The 19,677-nt window shown below is 73.3% G+C and carries 21 protein-coding genes; 12 read left to right on the forward strand and 9 right to left on the reverse strand.

Annotated features, from left to right (window positions below):
• Positions 1–78 precede the first annotated feature (78 nt).
• Genes FZ988_RS12465 through FZ988_RS12475 form a run of 3 tightly spaced genes read right to left on the reverse strand, consistent with a single transcriptional unit; the run spans position 79 to position 2,141 of the window.
• Positions 79–720, reverse strand: a complete 642-nt coding sequence (locus FZ988_RS12465) for a CbiQ family ECF transporter T component (RefSeq protein WP_149204363.1) — start codon at positions 718–720, stop codon at positions 79–81.
• A gap of 43 nt (positions 721–763) precedes the next feature.
• The gene (locus tag FZ988_RS12470) at positions 764–1,486 is read right to left on the reverse strand and encodes an energy-coupling factor ABC transporter ATP-binding protein (RefSeq protein ID WP_149204364.1); all 723 of its coding nucleotides are present in this window, start codon (positions 1,484–1,486) and stop codon (positions 764–766) included.
• Positions 1,487–1,493: 7 nt separating this feature from the next.
• Positions 1,494–2,141, reverse strand: a complete 648-nt coding sequence (locus FZ988_RS12475) for a biotin transporter BioY (protein ID WP_149204365.1) — start codon at positions 2,139–2,141, stop codon at positions 1,494–1,496.
• A gap of 158 nt (positions 2,142–2,299) precedes the next feature.
• Here FZ988_RS12475 and FZ988_RS12480 point away from each other — a divergent pair, with 158 nt between their 5' ends.
• Positions 2,300–3,898, forward strand: a complete 1,599-nt coding sequence (locus FZ988_RS12480; RefSeq protein ID WP_149204366.1) for an ABC-F family ATP-binding cassette domain-containing protein — start codon at positions 2,300–2,302, stop codon at positions 3,896–3,898.
• A gap of 87 nt (positions 3,899–3,985) precedes the next feature.
• Positions 3,986–4,234: a helix-turn-helix domain-containing protein gene (locus FZ988_RS12485; RefSeq protein WP_149204367.1), complete on the forward strand. Its 249-nt coding sequence runs from the start codon at positions 3,986–3,988 to the stop codon at positions 4,232–4,234.
• 124 nt (positions 4,235–4,358) lie between these two features.
• Here FZ988_RS12485 and FZ988_RS12490 read toward each other — a convergent pair whose 3' ends face one another.
• From FZ988_RS12490 to FZ988_RS12500, 3 genes are read right to left on the reverse strand one after another with little or no spacing between them, the layout of a single operon-like run.
• Complete coding sequence (locus tag FZ988_RS12490) at positions 4,359–5,387, reverse strand: SURF1 family protein (protein ID WP_149204368.1); 1,029 nt, start codon at positions 5,385–5,387, stop codon at positions 4,359–4,361.
• Positions 5,387–5,650 carry a hypothetical protein gene (locus FZ988_RS12495; protein ID WP_149204369.1) on the reverse strand — a complete coding sequence of 88 codons (264 nt, stop codon included), beginning with the start codon at positions 5,648–5,650 and terminating at the stop codon, positions 5,387–5,389. Before FZ988_RS12495 ends, FZ988_RS12490 begins: the two co-directional genes overlap by 1 nt.
• A complete protein-coding gene (locus tag FZ988_RS12500) occupies positions 5,647–6,000 on the reverse strand; it encodes a DUF3099 domain-containing protein (RefSeq protein WP_149204370.1) in 354 nt (117 codons plus the stop codon). Before FZ988_RS12500 ends, FZ988_RS12495 begins: the two co-directional genes overlap by 4 nt.
• A 149-nt stretch (positions 6,001–6,149) precedes the next feature.
• On the opposite strand from FZ988_RS12500, the gene fabG reads away from it, so the two are divergent.
• From fabG to FZ988_RS12515, 3 genes are all read left to right on the forward strand, one after another.
• Complete coding sequence (gene fabG, locus FZ988_RS12505; protein WP_149204371.1) at positions 6,150–6,872, forward strand: 3-oxoacyl-ACP reductase FabG; 723 nt, start codon at positions 6,150–6,152, stop codon at positions 6,870–6,872.
• A 76-nt stretch (positions 6,873–6,948) separates the two neighbouring features.
• On the forward strand, positions 6,949–7,716 hold the full coding sequence (gene fabI / locus FZ988_RS12510; RefSeq protein ID WP_149204372.1) for an enoyl-ACP reductase FabI: 768 nt from the start codon (positions 6,949–6,951) through the stop codon (positions 7,714–7,716).
• A 1-nt stretch (position 7,717) separates the two neighbouring features.
• Positions 7,718–8,266, forward strand: a complete 549-nt coding sequence (locus tag FZ988_RS12515; RefSeq protein ID WP_246169475.1) for a SixA phosphatase family protein — start codon at positions 7,718–7,720, stop codon at positions 8,264–8,266.
• A 12-nt stretch (positions 8,267–8,278) separates the two neighbouring features.
• Here FZ988_RS12515 and serB read toward each other — a convergent pair whose 3' ends face one another.
• Both serB and FZ988_RS12525 read right to left on the reverse strand, forming a co-directional pair.
• Entirely contained in the window at positions 8,279–9,025 is a 747-nt protein-coding gene (gene serB, locus FZ988_RS12520; RefSeq protein ID WP_246169476.1) for a phosphoserine phosphatase SerB, read from the reverse strand.
• An 82-nt stretch (positions 9,026–9,107) separates the two neighbouring features.
• On the reverse strand, positions 9,108–10,349 hold the full coding sequence (locus FZ988_RS12525) for a glucose-1-phosphate adenylyltransferase (RefSeq protein ID WP_149204373.1): 1,242 nt from the start codon (positions 10,347–10,349) through the stop codon (positions 9,108–9,110).
• 71 nt (positions 10,350–10,420) lie between these two features.
• Here FZ988_RS12525 and glgA point away from each other — a divergent pair, with 71 nt between their 5' ends.
• Positions 10,421–11,623, forward strand: a complete 1,203-nt coding sequence (glgA, locus tag FZ988_RS12530) for a glycogen synthase (protein ID WP_149204374.1) — start codon at positions 10,421–10,423, stop codon at positions 11,621–11,623.
• Here the strand turns inward: glgA and FZ988_RS12535 are convergent.
• On the reverse strand, positions 11,605–12,420 hold the full coding sequence (locus FZ988_RS12535) for a hypothetical protein (protein ID WP_246169477.1): 816 nt from the start codon (positions 12,418–12,420) through the stop codon (positions 11,605–11,607). The two genes, glgA and FZ988_RS12535, sit on opposite strands and share 19 nt — an antisense overlap.
• Positions 12,421–12,508: 88 nt before the next feature.
• Here FZ988_RS12535 and FZ988_RS12540 point away from each other — a divergent pair, with 88 nt between their 5' ends.
• The 6 genes from FZ988_RS12540 (at position 12,509) to FZ988_RS12565 (ending at position 19,645) form a co-directional block, all read left to right on the forward strand.
• On the forward strand, positions 12,509–13,294 hold the full coding sequence (locus tag FZ988_RS12540; protein WP_149204375.1) for an ABC transporter ATP-binding protein: 786 nt from the start codon (positions 12,509–12,511) through the stop codon (positions 13,292–13,294).
• A 97-nt stretch (positions 13,295–13,391) separates the two neighbouring features.
• Positions 13,392–13,874: an NfeD family protein gene (locus FZ988_RS12545; RefSeq protein WP_149204376.1), complete on the forward strand. Its 483-nt coding sequence runs from the start codon at positions 13,392–13,394 to the stop codon at positions 13,872–13,874.
• A complete protein-coding gene (locus tag FZ988_RS12550; protein WP_149204377.1) occupies positions 13,871–15,046 on the forward strand; it encodes an SPFH domain-containing protein in 1,176 nt (391 codons plus the stop codon). Before FZ988_RS12545 ends, FZ988_RS12550 begins: the two co-directional genes overlap by 4 nt.
• A gap of 104 nt (positions 15,047–15,150) precedes the next feature.
• Entirely contained in the window at positions 15,151–15,876 is a 726-nt protein-coding gene (locus FZ988_RS18765) for a TetR/AcrR family transcriptional regulator (protein ID WP_246169478.1), read from the forward strand.
• Positions 15,870–17,600, forward strand: a complete 1,731-nt coding sequence (locus FZ988_RS12560) for an ABC transporter ATP-binding protein (protein WP_149204378.1) — start codon at positions 15,870–15,872, stop codon at positions 17,598–17,600. The genes FZ988_RS18765 and FZ988_RS12560 overlap by 7 nt, the downstream gene beginning before the upstream one ends.
• The gene (locus tag FZ988_RS12565) at positions 17,597–19,645 is read left to right on the forward strand and encodes an ABC transporter ATP-binding protein (RefSeq protein WP_425457979.1); all 2,049 of its coding nucleotides are present in this window, start codon (positions 17,597–17,599) and stop codon (positions 19,643–19,645) included. Before FZ988_RS12560 ends, FZ988_RS12565 begins: the two co-directional genes overlap by 4 nt.
• Positions 19,646–19,677 lie beyond the last annotated feature (32 nt).

The following is a 19,677-nucleotide window of genomic DNA, read 5'->3' on the forward strand; positions in this document are numbered from 1 at the left end:
CAACCACCACCGACCCCACACCGCCTGCGAGAACAAGCCACCAGTCACCCGATTGACCAACCTGCCGGGTCAGTACACCTAGTCACCCACCCCGCGTGCGGCGAGCGCCTCACCCGTCGACCGGGCACGCGCGACGGCGCGGACGGCGGCGGGGGCGAGGACCGCGCGGGGGTTCCGTTCCAGGCCCCGCGCCCGCGCGGCGTCACGCACCTCGACCGCGGTCTCGGCGAGCGCCGGCACGGCGCGCAGCATCAGCCCGACGGCGAGCGCCACGGTCTGCGGAGCGACGCCGAGGCGGCGCAGCGGCCGGAGCGCGGTCCCGAGCGCGTCGAGCATGCGCTCGGCCCGCGTCGTCCCCGTGACGACGGACGCGGCGAGGACCACGCTGACCAGGTCGAGCGCGACCTCGGCGCCGGTGGCCGCACCCCGCTGCCACCACTGGTACGCGCCTACGAGGACCGCGGTCACGAGCACCGGCAGGAGCGCGCGCACGGTGCTCCGGGGCGGCAGGCGTGCCACGAGTGCGGTACCGAGCACCAGGAGCAGCACGACGAGCGCCGACCAGGGCCCACGGGCGACGACAGCGGCGACGCCCACAGCCGCAAGACCGGCCGTCTTGGCCCCGGGCCCGAGCCGGTGCACGGGCGTGGACCCCGCGTGGTAGAGCCCGAGGGGACCGGCCCACGGGGCACGCACGGGTCGTCCGGTGCGGGCAGTCATGGGGCGCCCACCGGGCGGGCGGTCACGGGCGCCCACCGGGCGGTCACGGGGCGCCCACCGGGCGGGCCATGAGGTCCGTGTAGTACGCGACACCCGCGGCGGCCTCGCCGTCGAAGACGACCGCACCGCCGTCGACGACGAGCACCCGGTCGGCCCGGGCGGCGGCCTCCAGGTCGTGGGTCACGAGCACGAGCTGCTGGTCGAGGTCGTCGAGGAGGTCGTCGACGACACGGCGCCACCGCAGGTCAAGAAGCGTCGTCGGCTCGTCGCACACGAGCACCGTCGGCTCGACCGCGAGAACGCCCGCGAGCGCCAAGAGCTGCTTCTGCCCGCCGGACAGGGCGTGCACGGGGACCTCGGCATGCGCCGCGAGCCCGAAGCGCGCGAGGATCTCCCGCGCCCGGGCGTCCCGCTCGCGCGGCGCCAGGTCGAGGCGCCGCAGGGAGAGCGCGACGTCCTCCACGGGTGTGGGGAGCACGAGCTGGGCCTCGGGATCCGTGAACACGAACCCGACGCGACGCCGGACCGCGGCGCCGTCGCGGGCCGTGTCGAGCCCGTCGACCCGCACCGTGCCCGCGGACGGCAGCGCGAGGCCGTTGACGAGCCGCGCGAGGGTCGACTTCCCGGAGCCGTTGGCGCCCACGACGGCGACCCTGCGTTCGGTGAGCGTGCACGTGGTCGGCTCGAGGAGCGTCAGGACGCGTTCGGCGCCGTCCGGCCCCGGCGGGCCGTACGCCGTGACCGTCGCACCGTCGAGCTCGATCATGGCGACCTCAGCGACGGTGGGTGAGCATGTCGGGGAACGCGCGGAACACCGCGGTGGCGACGACGGCGACGACGAGGTTCTTGACCACGTCGCCCGGCAGGAACACGGCGCCCGCGGCCACAGCCTCCGACGCGGACATGCCCAGGCGTGCGCCCATGACCGTGATGCCCAGGGGGTGCGTGACCAGCAGGCTGCCCGCCATGGCGGACGCGAAGACCGCGGCCGGCAGCAGGGCGGGGCGCACCCGACGAGACGCGACCGAGACCAGGAGGCCCGCGACGGCGGCGGCCAGCGGGAACGCGAGGAGGTAGCCGAGGGAGGGCTTGCCGAGCACGGCCAGGCCACCCGTGCCCTGCGCGAAGACGGGCAGGCCGGCGAGCCCGACCGCGAGGTAGAGGAGGACCGCGAGGGCCCCGCGCCGTGGACCGAGCAGGACGCCCGCGAGCATGACGCCGAACGTCTGCAGCGTGATCGGCACAGCCATGCCCGGCAGGGCCACCGACGGCAGGATCGCGCACACGGCGATGAACGCGGCGAACGTCGCCACGAGAGCGAGGTCGGTGGTCGCGGCGGCGCGTGCGACCGGACGTGGTGCGGCTGCCGCGCCACCGGCGTCGGGCAGCGCAGCGGCTCGGTCGTCGGGCGTCGCGGCCATCGGGTTCCCCAGGGGATCGGCGCACGGACGGCCGCCCGTGCGGGGCGCTGCCGTCCGGCGGAGCGTAATCCGGTCGGGCGTCACGGTAGCCGGTCGTAGGATGAGCGTCGTTTGTGCCCACCGACAAGACGGTCGGACACCTGTCGGAGGAAACCTCAGTGATCACCGCACATGACGTCGAGCTGCGCGTCGGCGTCCGCGTCCTGCTCGAGAAGGCCTCCTTCCGCATCGCGTCCGGGGACCGCATCGGTCTCGTGGGCCGTAACGGCGCGGGCAAGACGACGCTGACGCGGGTGCTCGCGGGCGAGGGGCAGCCGACCTCCGGCCAGGTGGTGCGCGGCGGTGACGTCGGCTACCTCCCGCAGGACCCGCGCACCGGCGACCTCGACGTCGTCGCGATGGACCGCATCCTCTCGGCGCGCGGGCTCGACGAGATCGTCCGGTCCCTGCGGCAGACCGAGGGCGCGATGGCGAGCGCCGACGACGAGACGCGCGACGCCGCGATGGAGCGCTACTCGCGGCTCGACGCCCGTTTCACCGCGGCCGGCGGGTACGCGGCCGAGAGCGAGGCGAGCCGCATCGCCTCCAACCTCGGCCTGAGCGAGCGCATCCTCGGCCAGCCCCTGCACACGCTCTCCGGCGGCCAGCGGCGCCGTGTCGAGCTCGCGCGGATCCTCTTCTCGGGTGCCCAGACGCTGCTCCTCGACGAGCCCACGAACCACCTCGACGCCGACTCGATCGTGTGGCTGCGGGACTACCTCGCGTCGTACTCGGGCGGGTTCCTGGTGATCAGCCACGACGTCGACCTGGTGCGGACGACCGTGAACAAGGTCTTCCACCTGGACGCCAACCGCGGCGAGCTGGACCAGTACAACCTCGGCTGGGACGCGTACCTCGCGCAGCGTGAGACGGACGAGCGTCGACGCAAGCGCGAGCGCATGAACGCCGAGAAGAAGGCGCACGTGCTGCTCGCCCAGGCCGACAAGATGCGGGCGAAGGCGACGAAGGCGGTCGCCGCGCAGAACATGGCGCGTCGCGCCGAACGCCTGCTCTCGGGCCTCGAGGCCGAGCGGGCGTCCGACAAGGTCGCGCGCCTGCGGTTCCCGGACCCCGCGCCGTGCGGCAAGACACCGCTCACGGCGACCGGCCTGAGCAAGTCCTACGGGTCGCTCGAGGTCTTCACCGACGTCGACCTCGCGGTGGACCGCGGGAGCCGCGTCGTGATCCTCGGGCTCAACGGTGCGGGCAAGACGACGCTCCTGCGGCTGCTCGCCGGCGTCGAGAAGGCGGACACGGGCGAGGTGGTCGCGGGCCACGGGCTCAAGATCGGCTACTACGCGCAGGAGCACGAGACGCTCGACACGGAGCGGACGGTCGTCGAGAACCTGCGCCATGCGGCGCCCGACCTGACGGACACGCAGGTCCGCTCCGTGCTGGGGTCCTTCCTCTTCTCGGGGGACGACGCCGAGAAGCCCGTGCGGGTCCTGTCCGGCGGTGAGAAGACCCGGCTCGCTCTCGCGGCCCTCGTGGTGTCGTCGGCGAACGTCCTTCTCCTCGACGAGCCGACCAACAACCTCGACCCCGCGAGCCGTGCCGAGGTGCTCTCGGCGCTGCACGGGTACACGGGCGCGGTGGTCATGGTCACGCACGACGAAGGAGCGGTGTCCGCTTTGTCCCCGGATCGGGTGGTGCTTCTGCCTGATGGCGACGAAGATCTATGGAACGACAGCTACGCGGACCTGATCTCCCTCGCGTGAGCTCGTCCGTCCGCTGAGCGGGCGGACGACGTCGTCCGGGCTCCCGCCCGTACGGCGTGCCGCCGGTACCTGGCCAGGAGGACGACCATGAGCGCAAAGCTTCCGAAGGGATCGCGGATCACGGGCGAGGGACGGCAGGACCTCGCCTCGTCGCTCGTCGAGCGGTACAACCGCGGGGAGAGCATCCGCTCCATGGCCGAGGACATCGGTCGGTCGTACGGGTTCGTCCACGGCGTGCTCGTCGAGTCCGGCGTGACCATGCGCACCCGGGGCGGGGCGACCCGCGGTGCGGCGGCCGAGGCACGCCGCGCCCAGCTGAAGGGTGCCAGCTCCTGACCCGCTGACCGGGCCGGCGGGGCCGTGCCGGGAGACGGTCGGTCGCCACGGGGCGGACGTGCCGCGCGGCCGGCCGGTCGTCGCGCGCGCTCCCGGTCGCAGGGGCGCGAGCACCTGTGGCGGCTCAGGAGAGCTGCGCGTCGAGGATCGCGTCCTCTTCCTCCTCCGCGGTCGGTCGGCGCCGGCGCCGACCTGCCACGGTCGCCCGGGCCCGGCTGCCCTGCGGGCCGTGCGCGTCTGAGTCGCCCCCCGGGCCCCCGGCACCGCCCCCCGGGCCCCCGGCGTCGCCGCCGGGGCCTTGCGGACCGGCGGGCGGGTCGTCCTCGGGGTCGGCCTCGCGCCGCTCCTCGGTGACGTCCCGCCGGACGAGCACCACGGCGCCGACGAGCGCGCCCAGGGCGAACACCCACCACTGGAACGCGTAGGACAGGTGCGAGCCCAGGCTCGTCCCGGGCCGGGGGAGCGGGCCGACGTCCGCGGGCGGCTCGCCACCTTCCGTCGCCACGACGCCGTAGCCCGCGAGCGTGGAACCCCGCGGCCAGCCCGTCCCGGACGCGCCGTCCGTGGGCGGGTCGTCGTCACGCGCCGCCTGCGAGGCTGACGTCGCCCGGGCGTCGAGCACCGCGTCGCGCACCTGCGCCGGTGCGATGGCCTGGACCTGGCCCGCGGGCGCTGCGCGTGCGGACTCCGGCTCGGACGGACGCAGGCGGACGACGACCGTGACCGTCCCGCCGGGGGTCGCGGCGTCGCGCGCAGGCCCGCTGCCGTCCTGGCCGACCGGGAGCCAGCCCCGGTCGACCACGAGCACCGAGCCCGCCAGCGGCCCCTCCTGCACGAGCAGACCCGCGAGCACGTGGAACGCACCGTGGCCGTCGACCGGCCGGTTGCGCAGCAGGACGGTCGGCTCGAGGTAGGTGCCGACGACGACAGCCGTGCGCCACACGTCCTGCGCGCGCGGACCGCTCGGCGTCAGGACGTCGGCGAGCGGGACGGCGTCGGCGTCGTAGTTCGCCTCGACGAGCGCGACCTGGGCGGAGCGTGCGACGTGCCGGTCCCACTGCCACACCCCCGCGGCGGCGCACGCTCCGGCGACGACGAGGGCCACGAGGACCGTCGTCGCCGCTCGACGCAGGACGGGCGCGGAGGTACGCATCAGCCGTCGGTCGGCTCCAGCGCGTCCACCGCCACGGTGTCCCGGTGGAAGCCGCGGACGGCGAGGTACTGCTCGAGGTGCTCACGGTGCGCGTCGCACGCGAGCCACACCTTGCGCCGCTCGGGCGTGTGCAGGCGCGGGTTGTTCCAGCGCAGCCCCCACGTGGCGTGCTCCCGGCACCCCCGTGCGCTGCAGAAGAGCTCGTCGTCGTCGGACGCCGTCGTCGCTCCTCGTGCCGTCGTCCCGTGGTCCTCGACGCTCACGTGTCTCCTCCTGAGGGGCCCGTACCCAGGCCTGTGGTGCGGTCCGGCGCGGGAAGGGCTCCTGGGCCGACGAGCGTCCCCGGGTCCTGACCGCGTTCCCTGCCCGCGTTGGCGAGCACCACCGCGACGTACGGCAGGACGACGGCGCCCGCCAGCAGGACCCAGCGTGTCCAGTGGTCCACGAGCACGGCCCCGACGAAGCACACGACGCGGATGCTCATCTGCACCAGGTACCGGTGGGTCCGACGCGCGACGTCCCCGGTCAGCGACGGGCCTGCCGTGGTGATCCGGGGGACCGGACCGGCGGGCGTCGCGGACCGCTCACGTCGCCGAGGACCCGGACGGTTCACCTCACGAGTTTAGCCGCGGCCCCGTGCGGGCCGGCACAGGTCCGCTGGCGGCCCCGACCAGGCCGTCCGGCGCGGCGACGCCCGGGTCGGCTACCGTCGCCCCCGGACCCGTGACGTTCGGGGCCACCCGACGACGACAGGAGCCCCCCGTGGCGGAGAACGACCAGGCCCCTCGTAGCGTGCTCGTCACCGGCGCGAGCCGCGGCATCGGCCGGGCCATCGCCGAGCGCTTCGTGGCGGGTGGCGACCGCGTGGCGACGATCTTCCGCGGCGGCGACCTGCCCGAGGGTGTCCTCGGCGTGCAGGGCGACATGCGCGACACGGCCTCGGTCGACGCCGCCTTCAGCCAGGTCGAGGAGGCGCACGGCCCCGTCGAGGTCCTCGTCGCGAACGCAGGCATCACGCGCGACCAGCTCCTCATGCGCATGAGCGACGAGGAGTTCGAGGAGGTCGTCGACGTCAACCTCACGGGGACGTTCCGGTGCGTGCGCCGCGCGTCGAAGGGCATGATCCGGCTGCGCCGGGGGCGGGTCGTCCTCATCTCGTCCGTCGTGGCGACCTACGGCGGTGTCGGCCAGGTCAACTACGCCGCCTCGAAGTCCGCGCTCATCGGGATGGCGCGATCCATCACACGCGAGCTCGGCGGTCGCGGCATCACGGCCAACGTCGTCGCACCCGGGTTCATCGACACGGCGATGACCGCCGCCTTGCCCGCCGAGCGTCAGGAGACCTACCGTGCGGCCATCCCCGCCGGGCGGTTCGCGCAGCCGGACGAGGTCGCGGGAGTCGTGCACTTCCTCGCGTCCCCGGACGCGGCCTACGTCAACGGGGCGGTGATCCCCGTCGACGGGGGCCTCGGCATGGGCCACTGAGCTCTGTAGACCGTTCGTCGCCGCCGCGCGTGGAGCACCCGCGCGGCGGCCCACCCTTCACGAGAGGACGTCGTCCGTGGGCCTGCTCGACGGCAAGAAGCTCCTGATCACCGGCGTGCTGATGGACAGCTCGATCGCGTTCCACGTCGCGCGCATCGCGCAGGAGCAGGGGGCGCAGGTGGTCCTGACGTCGTTCGGCCGCCAGCTCCGGCTCACGGAGACCATCGCCAAGCGGCTGCCCGTGCCCGCGCCGGTGGTGGAGCTGGACGTGACGTCGCAGGAGGACCTGGCGGCGTTGGCGGGTCGGGTCGGTGGGCACGTGGACGCGTTGGACGGGGTGGTGCACTCGATCGGGTTCGCGCCGCAGTCGGTGCTGGGGGGCAACTTCTTGTCGGGTCAGTGGGCGGACGTGGCGACGGCGTTGGAGGTCTCGGCGTACTCGCTCAAGGCGTTGGCGGTCGCGGCGCAGCCGTTGATGGGTCGTGGGTCGGCGGTGGTGGGTCTGACGTTCGACGCGCGGTACGCGTGGCCGGTCTACGACTGGATGGGTGTGGCCAAGGCCGCCCTGGAGGCGACCTCGCGCTACCTCGCCCGTGACCTGGGCCCCGAGGGCATCCGCGTCAACCTCGTCTCGGCAGGGCCTGTCCGGACGACGGCTGCCAAGTCGATCCCCGGGTTCGAGGTCATGGAGGGCGGCTGGCCCGAGCGCGCACCGCTCGGCTGGGACAGCCACGACCCGGAGCCGACGGCGCGCGCGGTCGCCGCGCTGCTGTCCGACTGGTTCCCGGCGACGACGGGCGAGGTCGTGCACGTCGACGGCGGCTTCCACGCGATGGGGTTCTGACGTGGCACCCGGCACCGGACCAGCGGCTGCGGGCCGTGGCCGCCGCCTCGTGCTGCTGCGGCACGCCAAGGCGGAGCCCAGCGGCGGGATGTCGGACGCCCTGCGCCCCCTGGCGCTCCAGGGCCGCCGGCAGTCGGGGGCGGTCGGCTCGGCGCTCGCGGCGCGCGGTCTCGTCCCGGAGCGTGTGCTCGTCTCCTCCGCGGTCCGCACACGTCAGACGTGGGACCTGGTCCGGGCCGCGCTCGGCGACGTGCCCGCGCCCGACGTCGACGTCCTGGACGAGGTGTACGACGCCCACCCGTGGGACGTCGTCGACCTGCTCCGGGGCATCGACGAGCGCGTCGCGACGGTCCTCGTGGTCGGCCACGAACCCACCATGTCCGGCACCGCGGCAACCCTCGCGCGTGACGACGCGGCGACGGCGGGCGACCTCGCAACCGTGCGCACCGGGCTGCCCACCGCGGGCTTTGCCGCGCTCGAGGTGACGGCGTGGCCCGAGCTGGCCGCCGGGGCTGCGCGACTGCTCGAGGTGGTCCGGCCGCCGCACTGACGCCGCGGTGCCTCAGGGGTGCGCCGGCAGACCCCAGGGGTGCGCGGGCAGCCCGAGCAGCGTAAGGACCGCGTCGAGCGGCTGCCCGAGGACGGCGACGTCGGCCTGGTCGCAGACCACGGGCTTCGCGTTGTAGGCGATCCCCAGCCCGGCGAGCGCGAGCATGTCGAGGTCGTTCGCACCGTCGCCGATCGCGACGGTGCGCTCGAGCGGGATGCCGTGCAGGGCGGCGAGCTCGCGCAGGGCCTCGGCCTTGGCCGCGCGGTCGACCACGGGACCGCTCACTCGACCCGTGAGCCGGCCGTCGACGATCTCGAGGCGGTTGGCCCGCACGAACCCGATGCCCAGGGACGCCGCGAGGGGCTCGACGACCTCGGCGAAGCCGCCCGAGACGAGCCCGAGCGGCCACCGGGCTGCGTGGAGGGCCGCGACGAGGCGCTCGGCGCCCGGGCTCAGCACGAGCTCGTCACGCACCTCCTGGACGACCGTGGCAGGCAGCCCCGCCAGGGTCGCGACCCGCTCGTGGAGGGAGGTGGCGAAGTCGATCTCCCCGCGCATCGCCCGCTCGGTGATCTCGGCGACCTGGGCGCGCGAGCCCGCGTGGCCGGCGAGCATCTCGATGACCTCGCCGGTGATGAGCGTCGAGTCGACGTCCATGACGACCGCACGCCGGGGCGGCTCGACGCCGCCCTGGGCAGGGTCGAGACCGCCCTGGGCAGGGTCGTGGGGGGTGGGGACGGTCGGGTGCGCCGGGCTCACGCGTGCAGGCTAGCCGGGCACCCGTGGGTGTCGTGCAGGCGTCCGCCGCACCTCTGCCCCCCGACCGTCAGCACCTTCCAGGTCACGGCTCGACGACGGTGCCCTTCGGCACGATCGTGATGCCGGACTCGGTGACCGTGAAGCCCCGTGCCTTGTCGTGCTCGATGTCGATGCCGACGCGCGCGCGCTCCTTGATCACCACGTTCTTGTCCACGATCGCGCGATGCACCTGCGCGTGGCGGCCGACCTGCGTCCCGTCCAGCAGGACGGAGTCGCTCACGGCGGACCACGAGTGCAGGTACACGCCCGGGGACAGCACGGAACCGGAGACGGTGGCGCCCGAGACGATGACGCCCGGCGAGACCAGCGAGTCCGCGGCGTGCCCCAGGCGACCCGGACCCGCGTGCACGAACTTCGCCGGCGGCAGGCCCGCGTACCCGCTGAACACCGGCCAGTCCGTGTTGTACAGGTTGAAGACGGGGTTGACCGAGATGAGGTCCTGGTTCGCGTCGTAGTACGAGTCGAGCGTTCCGACGTCGCGCCAGTAGTCGCGGTCCCGGTCGGTCGAGCCTGCGACGTCGTTGCGGATGAAGTCGTACACCGCGGCCGTGCCGCGCTCGACGAAGTACGGCGCGATGTCGCCGCCCATGTCGTGCCGCGACGTGGGGCTCTCCGCGTCACGCGTGACGGCCTCGACCAGGGCGTCGGCGTTCGCGACGTAGTTGCCCATCGACGCCAGGATCTCGCCGGGGGAGTCCGCGAGGCCCACCGGGTCGGTCGGCTTCTCGAGGAAGGCGGCGATGCGCGTCGGGTCGTCCTGGGCCGTCGCGATCACCCCGAACTGGTCGGCGAGACCGATCGGCTGCCGGATCGCCGCCACGGTGAACTCCGCGCCCGAGGCGACGTGCGTGTCGACCATCTGCTCGAAGTCCATCCGGTAGACGTGGTCGGCACCGACCACGACCACGATGTCCGGACGCTCGTCCTGGATGATGTTCAGGCACTGGAAGATCGCGTCCGCGCTGCCCAGGTACCAGTGCTTGCCCACGCGCTGCTGCGCAGGCACCGGTGCCACGTAGTTGCCGAGGAGCGCGGACATGCGCCACGTCTTGGCGACGTGACGGTCCAGGCTGTGCGACTTGTACTGCGTCAGCACGACGATCTGCAGGTACCCGGAGTTCACGAGGTTCGACAGCGCGAAGTCGACCAGCCGGTACATCCCGCCGAACGGCACGGCGGGCTTGGCCCGGTCAGCCGTCAGCGGCATCAGTCGTTTGCCCTCGCCACCTGCGAGGACGATTGCCAGGACACGCGGCGTCGCCATACCGATGACCCTAGGGCCCGGCCGGGCCTGTCGGCCAGACGAACGGCCCCCGGGACCGCTAGCGTGTCGCTGTGCGCGTCGACCTGCTGACCAGGGAGTACCCCCCGCACGTGTACGGCGGAGCCGGCGTGCACGTGGCAGAGCTGAGCGCGGTCCTGCGCCGGCACCTGGACGTCCGCGTCCGGTGCTTCGACGGAGCACGGACCGAGGAGGGCGTCACGGGCTACGACGTGCCCGACGCCCTCGCCGAGGCGAACCCGGCGTTGCGCACCTTCGGCGTGGACCTCGCCATGGCCGGGGACGTCGCGGGGGCGGACCTCGTCCACTCGCACACCTGGTACGCGAACCTCGCCGGGCACCTCGCGGGTCTGCTCAACGGCATCCCGCACGTCGTCAGCGCGCACAGCCTCGAGCCGCTCCGGCCCTGGAAGGCGGAGCAGCTCGGCGGCGGCTACGCCCTGTCGGGCTGGGCCGAGCGCACCGCCTACGAGGGTGCCGCGGCCGTCATCGCCGTGAGTGCGGGCATGCGCGCGGACATCCTGCGGTGCTACCCGCAGGTGGACCCCGCCAAGGTCCACGTCGTGCACAACGGCATCGACCTCAACGGCTGGCGTCGGCCCGACACGCCGGAGGCGACGGCGCGTGCGGACGAGGTCGTGCGCGGCCTGGGCATCGACCCGGACCGTCCCGCGGTCGTCTTCGTCGGGCGCATCACGCGGCAGAAGGGGCTGCCGTACCTCCTGCGCGCCGCCGAGATGCTGCCGCCCGAGGTGCAGCTCGTGCTGTGCGCCGGCGCGCCTGACACGCCCGAGATCGCCTCCGAGGTGACGGGCCTCGTCGCGGACCTGCGCAGGCAGCGCGACGGCGTCGTGTGGATCGAGCAGATGCTGCCGCGGCCGGACCTCGTGGCGGTGCTGTCGGCGTCGACCGTGTTCGCGTGCCCCTCGGTCTACGAGCCCCTCGGGATCGTCAACCTCGAGGCGATGGCCTGCGGCTTGCCCGTGGTGGGCACCGCGACGGGCGGCATCCCCGAGGTCGTCGAGGACGGCGTCACCGGGCTGCTGGTCCCGATCGACCAGCTCCAGGACGGCACAGGGACGCCTGTGGACCCGGAGCGCTTCGTCGCGGACCTCGCGTCCGCCCTCACCTCGCTAGCGACCGACCCCGAGCGTGCGGCGGCCATGGGGCGCGCGTCGCGGCAGCGCGTCGAGGACCACTTCGCGTGGGACGCGATCGCGGCCCGGACGATCGAGGTCTACCGCTCCGTCGTCTGACCCGCGGCCGTCTGACCCGCGGCGAGGGTCGCGGCGGCGACGGCGTGACGCGCGGCGTGGTCGATGTGCCGCAGCGCCGCCGAGCGCTGGTCCGCCTGCCACAGGTTGACGGCGCCCCCGTCGTCGGCCGTCGCGAGGTCGACGATCGCGCGCAGCCGCAGCGCGCTCGCCAGCACGTGCACGGCACGCTGCGGGAGCCCGGGCGGCAACGGCCAGCCCGGGTCCGCCTCCGAGCGCAGGGCGGTGATCGTCTGCGCGGCGTCGGGACGCCACCGTGCGACGTCGAGCCCGGCGAGCGCCTCCGTCGCCTCACGCAGCACGTGCCGCAGCGCCTGCTCGGCCTCGCTCAGGGTCCCCACGACGCCGGGCAGGCGGTGGCGCCAGTCCGGCACCGGGTGCAGCGTCCAGGTCACGAGGTGCCCGATCTCGTGGACGCTGCCGAACTCGACCACGTCGGGGACCAGCGCCCACGAGCGGCTGCCGTCGTGCACCAGGAGGCACTCGCCGGCCTCGACGGCGGCGTCCGCGGGCCCCGGTGGGAGCCCGCTCACGTCCCCGGGCACCGGCAGGAGCGCCGCCGTGGCGCAGGGGGAACCCGCCCAGGCGGCCAGGAGGTCCTCGAGCGTGCCGCCGTCGGGCACGACGTCGGGCGCGCCCGTCAGGACGTGCGGCTCGTCGTCGCCCAGCACTGCGCGCGACGCGCGGGCGACCGGTACCCGTCCGGCCGTCGCGGCGGGGAGCCACAGCGCCAGGAGGGCCGAGCGCGGCAGCATGAGCAGCTCGTCGTGCGTGTCCACGCGTCCAACCTACGTCGGTGCCACGCGGGGCGGCGGGGAGCGCGCGACGGCGCGTCGTCGGCCGTGGGCCCGGGTAGGGTCGGTGACCATGAGTGCGGTGCTGGACCTGCGGGACGTGACCGTCCGTCGAGGCGCGAAGACGATCCTCGACCGGGTGTCGTGGACCGTCGAGGAGGGGGAGCGCTGGGTCGTCCTCGGCCGCAACGGGGCCGGCAAGACGACGCTCCTGCAGATCGCGGCGGGCCGCATGCACCCGAGCAGCGGCACGGCGCACGTGCTGGGCCAGCGGCTGGGCGGTGTCGACGTGTTCGAGCTGCGGCCGCGCATCGGTGTGGCCTCGGCCGCCCTCGCCGACCAGATCGCGCCGTCGGAGACCGTGCTCGACGTCGTCCTCACGGCCGCGTACGGCATGACGGGGCGGTGGCGTGAGCAGTACGAGGCGCTCGACCACGAGCGCGCGCACGCCCTGCTCGACGTGTTCGGGGTCGACGACCTCGCCGTGCGGCGGTTCGGCACCCTGAGCGAGGGTGAGCGCAAGCGGGCCCAGATCGCCCGCGCCCTCATGACGGACCCGGAGCTCTTGCTGCTCGACGAGCCTGCGGCGGGGCTCGACCTCGGGGGCCGCGAGGAGCTCGTCGGTGCCCTGACGGAGCTCGCGCGGGACCCTCGCTCGCCCGTGTCGGTCTTGGTCACGCACCACGTCGAGGAGATCCCCGCCGGGTTCACCCACGTGCTCCTGCTGCGGGACGGGCAGGTGCACGCCGCAGGGCCGATCGACCACGTGCTCACGGCCGAGCACCTCACGGCGACGTTCGGCCTCGACCTCGTGGTCGAGCGGCACGGCGAGCGGTGGAGCGCGCGCTCCGCGCGCTGACCTCGGCGTCAAGCCCGGGTCAAGAAAAGGCATAGGGGCATAGCCGGCGCGCACTAGGCTGGCAGGAGAGCGGTCGACGTCGACGAAGGGGGAGAGCATGGGCTGGGCCTGGTGGCTGGGAGCAGCGCTCCTGCTGACCGTCGTCGAGATCCTGTCCGTCGACCTCGTGCTGATCATGTTTGCGGGCGGCGCCCTCGTCGGCACCGTGCTCGCGCTCGCGGGCGTCCCGCTGTGGGGCCAGATCCTGGGCTTCGCGCTCACGTCGGTGCTCCTGCTGGTCGCGCTGCGGCCCTGGCTCCTGCGTCACCTGCGCGACCGCGTCCCGCTCGTCGAGACCAACGCCGCGGCGCTCGTGGGCCGCACGGGCGTCGTCGTCGCCCAGGTCACCGAGCGCGCCGGCCGCATCAAGCTCGCGGGCGAGGTCTGGACCGCGCGGACGGTGGACGACGAGGTCGTCCCCGTCGGCGAAGAGGTCCGTGTCGTTCAGATCCTCGGGGCGACCGCCGTCGTGAGCAGTGCACGGCCCTCGTCGCAGCAGCCGTCCGAACCGAGACCGACCACCGAGGAGACAGCCCAGTGAACGAACCGAACATCGGCGAGATCGCCGGCTACGTGATCCTCGGGCTCGTCGTCCTGTTCGTCGTCGTGGCGCTGATCCGCTCCGTGCGGATCGTCCCGCAGGCGGTCGCGATCATCGTCGAGCGCCTCGGCAGGTACTCACGGACGCTCGACGCGGGCCTGCACCTCCTCATCCCGTTCGTCGACCGGGTCCGCGCGGGGGTGGACCTGCGTGAGCAGGTCGTCTCGTTCCCGCCGCAGCCCGTCATCACGTCGGACAACCTCGTGGTCAGCATCGACACGGTCATCTACTTCCAGGTGACCGAGCCGCGCTCCGCGGTGTACGAGATCGCGAACTACATCCAGGGCATCGAGCAGCTCACCGTGACGACGCTCCGCAACGTCGTCGGCTCGATGGACCTCGAGCAGACCCTGACGAGCCGGGACCAGATCAACGGCCAGCTCCGTGGCGTGCTCGACGACGCGACGGGCCGCTGGGGCGTGCGCGTCAACCGGGTCGAGCTCAAGTCGATCGACCCGCCGCAGTCGATCCAGGGCTCGATGGAGCAGCAGATGCGCGCCGAGCGCGACCGCCGTGCCGCGATCCTCACGGCCGAGGGCGTCAAGCAGTCCCAGATCCTCACGGCCGAGGGCGAGAAGCAGGCGGCGATCCTGCGCGCCGAGGGCAACGCGCAGGCCGCGATCCTCAACGCCGAGGGCGAGTCGCGCGCCATCCTCCAGGTGTTCGACGCGATCCACCGCGGCGACGCCGACCCCAAGCTCCTCGCCTACCAGTACCTCCAGATGCTCCCCGAGGTCGCCCGGACGCAGTCGAACAAGGTCTGGTTCATCCCGACCGAGTTCACCGCGGCGCTCAACGCGATCAGCAAGGGCTTCGGCACGCCGCCCGGCGCGGCGGACGACGGCATCCCGTGGCGGCCTGCCGGCGACTCGCCCCTCGGCGACGACCTGCCGCCCACGTCGCTCACCGAGCCGTCCGAGGCGCTCGCTGAGGCGCGTCGGCAGTCGGAGGCCGCGACACGCGACGCCACGAGCGCAGGGACGCTCAGCGGACGCCCGCGCGACCCGTCCGTCGAGGCGGGGCAGGGCGAGGGCGCACCACCCGAGCCGCAGCACCGCTCGGCCGAGCCGCCGCCCGTGCCGCCGATCCAGCCGCCGCCGTACCAGCCGTGAGCCGCCCGTGACCCTGTCGACGGGCCTGGCCGGCTGACGCGGGGCGTTCGCGCTGGGAGAAATGGAGTGAGTGCCGACTCATTCGAGGCGTAACGTGTCCTCCCGTGCCTCCCACGCGAACGCAGCGGGCCGCGCCGCTGGCACCGGAGGCCCGGCGCGCGGCGATCGTCGCCGCGACCGTGCCGCTCCTGCGCGAGCGTGGCGTGCACGTCACGACCCGCGAGCTCGCCGACGCCGCCGGCGTCGCCGAGGGCACCCTCTTCCGCGTCTTCCCGGACAAGAGGGCGCTGGTCCGGGCTGCCGTGGAGCGTGCCCTCGATCCCGGACCGCTCCTGCGCGACCTCGAGGCGCTCCATGGGCTGACGGACCTCAGGGCGACCGTCGTCGCCGTCGTCGCACTCCTGGCCGACCGGGCGCGCGAGGTCTCGCGCCTCCTCGCTGTCGCGCACGACGCCTGCATCGACGGACCGCGGGACGCGGCAGCCCTGAGCGCGGCTCATCCGCCGCACCACGACCTCTCCGACCGCCCGGACGTTCCCGCCCACCCGGGGCCGGGTGGGCGCCACGGCCACCCGCACGGCTCCGGTGAGCACCCGGCCCAGGTGGTGGCCCGCGGGCTCGCCGTGCTCCTCGAGGAGCACAGGGACCAGCTCCGCCTCGAGCCCGCCGTCGCCGCATCGCTCCTGGTGGGTCTCGTCCTGACGAGCAGCCGTCCGGCCCTCGTCGGCGACGCGGGGTCGATCACGCCCGAGCAGGTCACCGACTTCTTCCTGGACGGCGCCCGGCGTCGCCCGATCACCTCGACGTCACCTGAGGAGAACGCGTGCTGATCCGGTTGCTTCGCCGCCATCTGCGGCCCTACGTCGGCGCCATGTCCGCCGTCCTGCTCCTCCAGCTCGTCCAGGCCCTCGCGAACCTGTACCTGCCGAGCCTGAACGCCGACATCATCGACGACGGCGTCGCACAGGGCGACACCGCGGTGATCATGCGCCTGGGCGGGCTCATGCTCGGTGTCACCGTCGTGCAGGTCGCCTGCGCCATCGGTGCCGTGTACTTCGGCGCGCGGGTCGCGATGGCGCTCGGCCGGGACCTGCGCGGTGCGGTGTTCGACCACGTGCAGACGTTCTCGGCACGCGAGGTCGGCCGCTTCGGTGCCCCCTCGCTCATCACCCGGACGACCAACGACGTGCAGCAGGTCCAGATGGTCGTGCTGCTGAGCCTGACGATCATGGTCGCGGCGCCCGTGATGGTCGTCGGCGGCGTCCTCATGGCCCTGAGCGAGGACGTGGAGCTCTCCGGGCTGCTCCTCGTCATCGTCCCGCTCCTCGTGGTCGTGCTCGCGTTCGCGATGAGTCGCATGCGGCCGCTGTTCTCCGCGATGCAGATCCGTATCGACGCGATCAACCGCGTGATGCGCGAGCAGATCGGCGGCATCCGGGTCATCCGCGCCTTCGTGCGCGACGACCACGAGCGGGACCGGTTCGCGCGGGCCAACGACGACCTCATGACCGTCGCGCTCGGCGTCGGGCGCCTCATGGCCCTGCTCTTCCCGACCGTGATGCTGATCATGAACGTGTCGAGCGTCGCGATCATGTGGTTCGGCGGTGCCCGGATCGACGACGGCTCGCTGCAGGTCGGCTCGCTCACGGCCTTCCTCAGCTACATCATGCAGATCCTCATGGCCGTGCTCATGGCCGTGATGATGTTCATGCTCGTCCCGCGCGCCGAGGTCTCCGCTGAGCGCATCGGCGAGGTGCTCGACACCGACTCGACCGTGGTCCCCGCCACCGACCCCGTGACGACGCTCGGGGCACGGGCGCACGTCGAGCTCCAGGACGTCGAGTTCCGGTACCCCGGAGCGGCCGAACCCGTGCTCCGCGGGGTGAGCTTCAGCGCGGCGCCAGGGGAGACCACCGCCATCATCGGCTCGACCGGCTCCGGCAAGACGACCCTGCTCCAGATGATCCCCCGCCTCTCGGACGTGACGGCAGGGCAGGTGCTCGTCGACGGCGTCGACGTGCGCAGGCTCGAGCTCGACACCCTGTGGGGCACGATCGGGCTCGTCCCGCAGAAGCCGTACCTGTTCTCCGGGACCGTCGCCTCCAACCTGCGCTACGGCAAGGAGGACGCGACGGACGAGCAGCTCTGGCACGCGTTGCGCGTCGCCCAGGCCGAGGAGTTCGTGCTCGGCATGGGCGGCCTCGACGCGACGATCGCGCAGGGTGGAACCAACGTGTCCGGGGGCCAGCGGCAACGCCTGGCCATCGCCCGCGTCCTGGTCCGCAGACCGGAGATCTACCTGTTCGACGACTCGTTCTCCGCGCTCGACTTCGCGACCGACGCGGCCCTGCGCGCCGCGCTCGCGCCCGAGACCCGGGAGGCCACCGTGATCGTCGTCGCCCAACGCGTCAGCACCATCCGGCACGCGGACCGGATCGTGGTCCTCGACAACGGCTCCGTCGTCGGCATCGGCACGCACGCCGAGCTCATGGCGGACAACGAGACGTACCGCGAGATCGTCCTGTCCCAGGTCACCGAGCAGGAGGCGGCATGAGCACCCCGGAGAACCGGCAGGACGCCCCGGTGGCTGCCGACGACGCCGGCACGCCGCCGGCGGGTGGCGCCGAGCGCCCCGCCGGGGCCGCGCCCACCATGACGGCCGCCGCCCGGCAGCCCGTGCGCGGGCACGGCCCGATGATGGGCATGGGCATGCCGGCCGCCAAGTCGATGGACTTCAAGGGCTCCTCGCGCCGCCTCCTCGGGGTGCTCCGGCCCGAGCGCCTCGTGCTCGCCGCCGTCGTCGCGCTGTCGGTGGTCAGCGTCGCGCTCTCGGTGCTCGGCCCCAAGGTGCTGGGCCGCGCGACCGACGTCATCTTCGAGGGTGTGATCGCCCGCCAGCTCCCCGAGGGCGTCACGCAGGCGCAGGCCGTCGAGGCGCTGCGCGCGGACGGCCAGGGCCGGCTCGCGGACATGCTCGCCGCGATGGACCTCGTTCCCGGGCAGGGCATCGACTTCGACGCCCTCGGGCGCATCCTGCTCGGGGTCCTGGCCCTGTACGTGGGCGCCTGGCTCTTCGGCTACCTCCAGGGCCTGCTGACGACGGGCCTCGTCCAGCGCACCGTCTACCGGCTGCGGCAGGACGTCGAGGCCAAGCTCGGGCGCCTCCCGCTGAGCTACGTCGACCGTCAGCCCCGCGGCGAGCTGCTCTCGCGCGTGACCAACGACATCGACAACCTCGCGCAGACCCTCCAGCAGACCCTCAGCCAGCTCATCTCGTCCGTGCTGATGATCGTCGGCGTGCTCGTCATGATGTTCTGGATCTCACCCCTGCTCGCGGTCATCGCGCTCGTCACGATCCCGCTCGCGGCCGTGGTCACCGCGCAGATCGCCAAGCGGTCGCAGCCCCAGTTCGTGGCCCAGTGGGCGCGCACCGGGACGCTCAACGCCCACGTCGAGGAGATGTACACCGGCCACGCGCTCGTCAAGGTCTTCGGCCGGCAGAAGGCCGCGTCGCAGGCGTTCCACGAGCAGAACGAGGGGCTCTACGAGGCCAGCTTCAAGGCCCAGTTCATCTCCGGGATGATCCAGCCGGCCATGATGTTCATCGCGAACCTCAACTACGTCGCGATCGCCGTCGTCGGCGGCCTGCGCGTGGCCTCCGGTGCGATCTCCCTCGGGGACGTCCAGGCGTTCATCCAGTACTCGCGCATGTTCACGCAGCCCATCACCCAGGTCGCGGCGATGATGAACCTCCTCCAGTCCGGGGTCGCGTCCGCCGAGCGCGTGTTCGAGCTGCTCGACGCGCCGGAGCAGTCCGCCGAGCCCGCCGACCCCCCGCGTCCCTCACCGGTCCGTGGGCGCGTCGTGTTCGAGGACGTGTCGTTCCGGTACGAGCCCGAGACGCCGCTCATCGACCACCTCGACCTCGTCGCCGAGCCCGGGCAGACCGTCGCCATCGTCGGACCCACGGGCGCGGGCAAGACGACCCTGGTCAACCTCGTCATGCGGTTCTACGAGGTCAACGGCGGCCGGATCACGCTCGACGGCGTGGACGTCGCGGCGATGAACCGCGAGGAGCTGCGGGGCAGCATCGGCATGGTGCTCCAGGACACCTGGCTCTTCGGCGGGACGATCGCGGACAACATCGCGTACGGGCGTCAGGGCGCGACGCACGAGGAGGTCCTCGAGGCGGCCCGGGTGACGCACGTCGACCACTTCGTGCAGACGCTCCCGAACGGCTACGAGACGGTCATCGACGAGGAGGGCGGCAACGTCAGCGCGGGCGAGAAGCAGCTCATCACCATCGCGCGCGCGTTCCTCGCCGACCCGGCGATCCTCATCCTCGACGAGGCCACCTCCTCGGTCGACACCCGCACCGAGGTGCTCGTGCAGAAGGCCATGGCCGCGCTGCGTGCCGGGCGCACGTCGTTCGTCATCGCGCACCGCCTGTCGACCATCCGCGACGCCGACGTGATCCTCGTCATGCAGGACGGCGCGATCGTCGAGCAGGGCGGTCACGCCGAGCTCATGGCCGCCGGCGGTGCCTACGCGGCCCTGTACGCGAGCCAGTTCGCGGAGGCCTCCGCCCCCGTCGACTGACCGTCGCCGGCGGGGGTGGCCCGACGAGCGGG

It is taken from the genome of Actinotalea subterranea (assembly GCF_008364845.1).
GTDB classification, from domain to species: domain Bacteria; phylum Actinomycetota; class Actinomycetes; order Actinomycetales; family Cellulomonadaceae; genus Actinotalea; species Actinotalea subterranea.

Coding starts and splice junctions, on each gene's coding strand:
- FZ988_RS12465 (WP_149204363.1), bottom strand. CDS start 720: ATGACTGCCCGCACCGGACGACCCGTGCGTGCCCCGTGGGCCGGTCCC.
- FZ988_RS12470 (WP_149204364.1), bottom strand. CDS start 1,486: ATGATCGAGCTCGACGGTGCGACGGTCACGGCGTACGGCCCGCCGGGG.
- FZ988_RS12475 (WP_149204365.1), bottom strand. CDS start 2,141: ATGGCCGCGACGCCCGACGACCGAGCCGCTGCGCTGCCCGACGCCGGT.
- FZ988_RS12485 (WP_149204367.1), top strand. CDS start 3,986: ATGAGCGCAAAGCTTCCGAAGGGATCGCGGATCACGGGCGAGGGACGG.
- FZ988_RS12490 (WP_149204368.1), bottom strand. CDS start 5,387: ATGCGTACCTCCGCGCCCGTCCTGCGTCGAGCGGCGACGACGGTCCTC.
- FZ988_RS12525 (WP_149204373.1), bottom strand. CDS start 10,349: ATGGCGACGCCGCGTGTCCTGGCAATCGTCCTCGCAGGTGGCGAGGGC.
- FZ988_RS12540 (WP_149204375.1), top strand. CDS start 12,509: ATGAGTGCGGTGCTGGACCTGCGGGACGTGACCGTCCGTCGAGGCGCG.
- FZ988_RS12545 (WP_149204376.1), top strand. CDS start 13,392: ATGGGCTGGGCCTGGTGGCTGGGAGCAGCGCTCCTGCTGACCGTCGTC.
- FZ988_RS12565 (WP_425457979.1), top strand. CDS start 17,597: ATGAGCACCCCGGAGAACCGGCAGGACGCCCCGGTGGCTGCCGACGAC.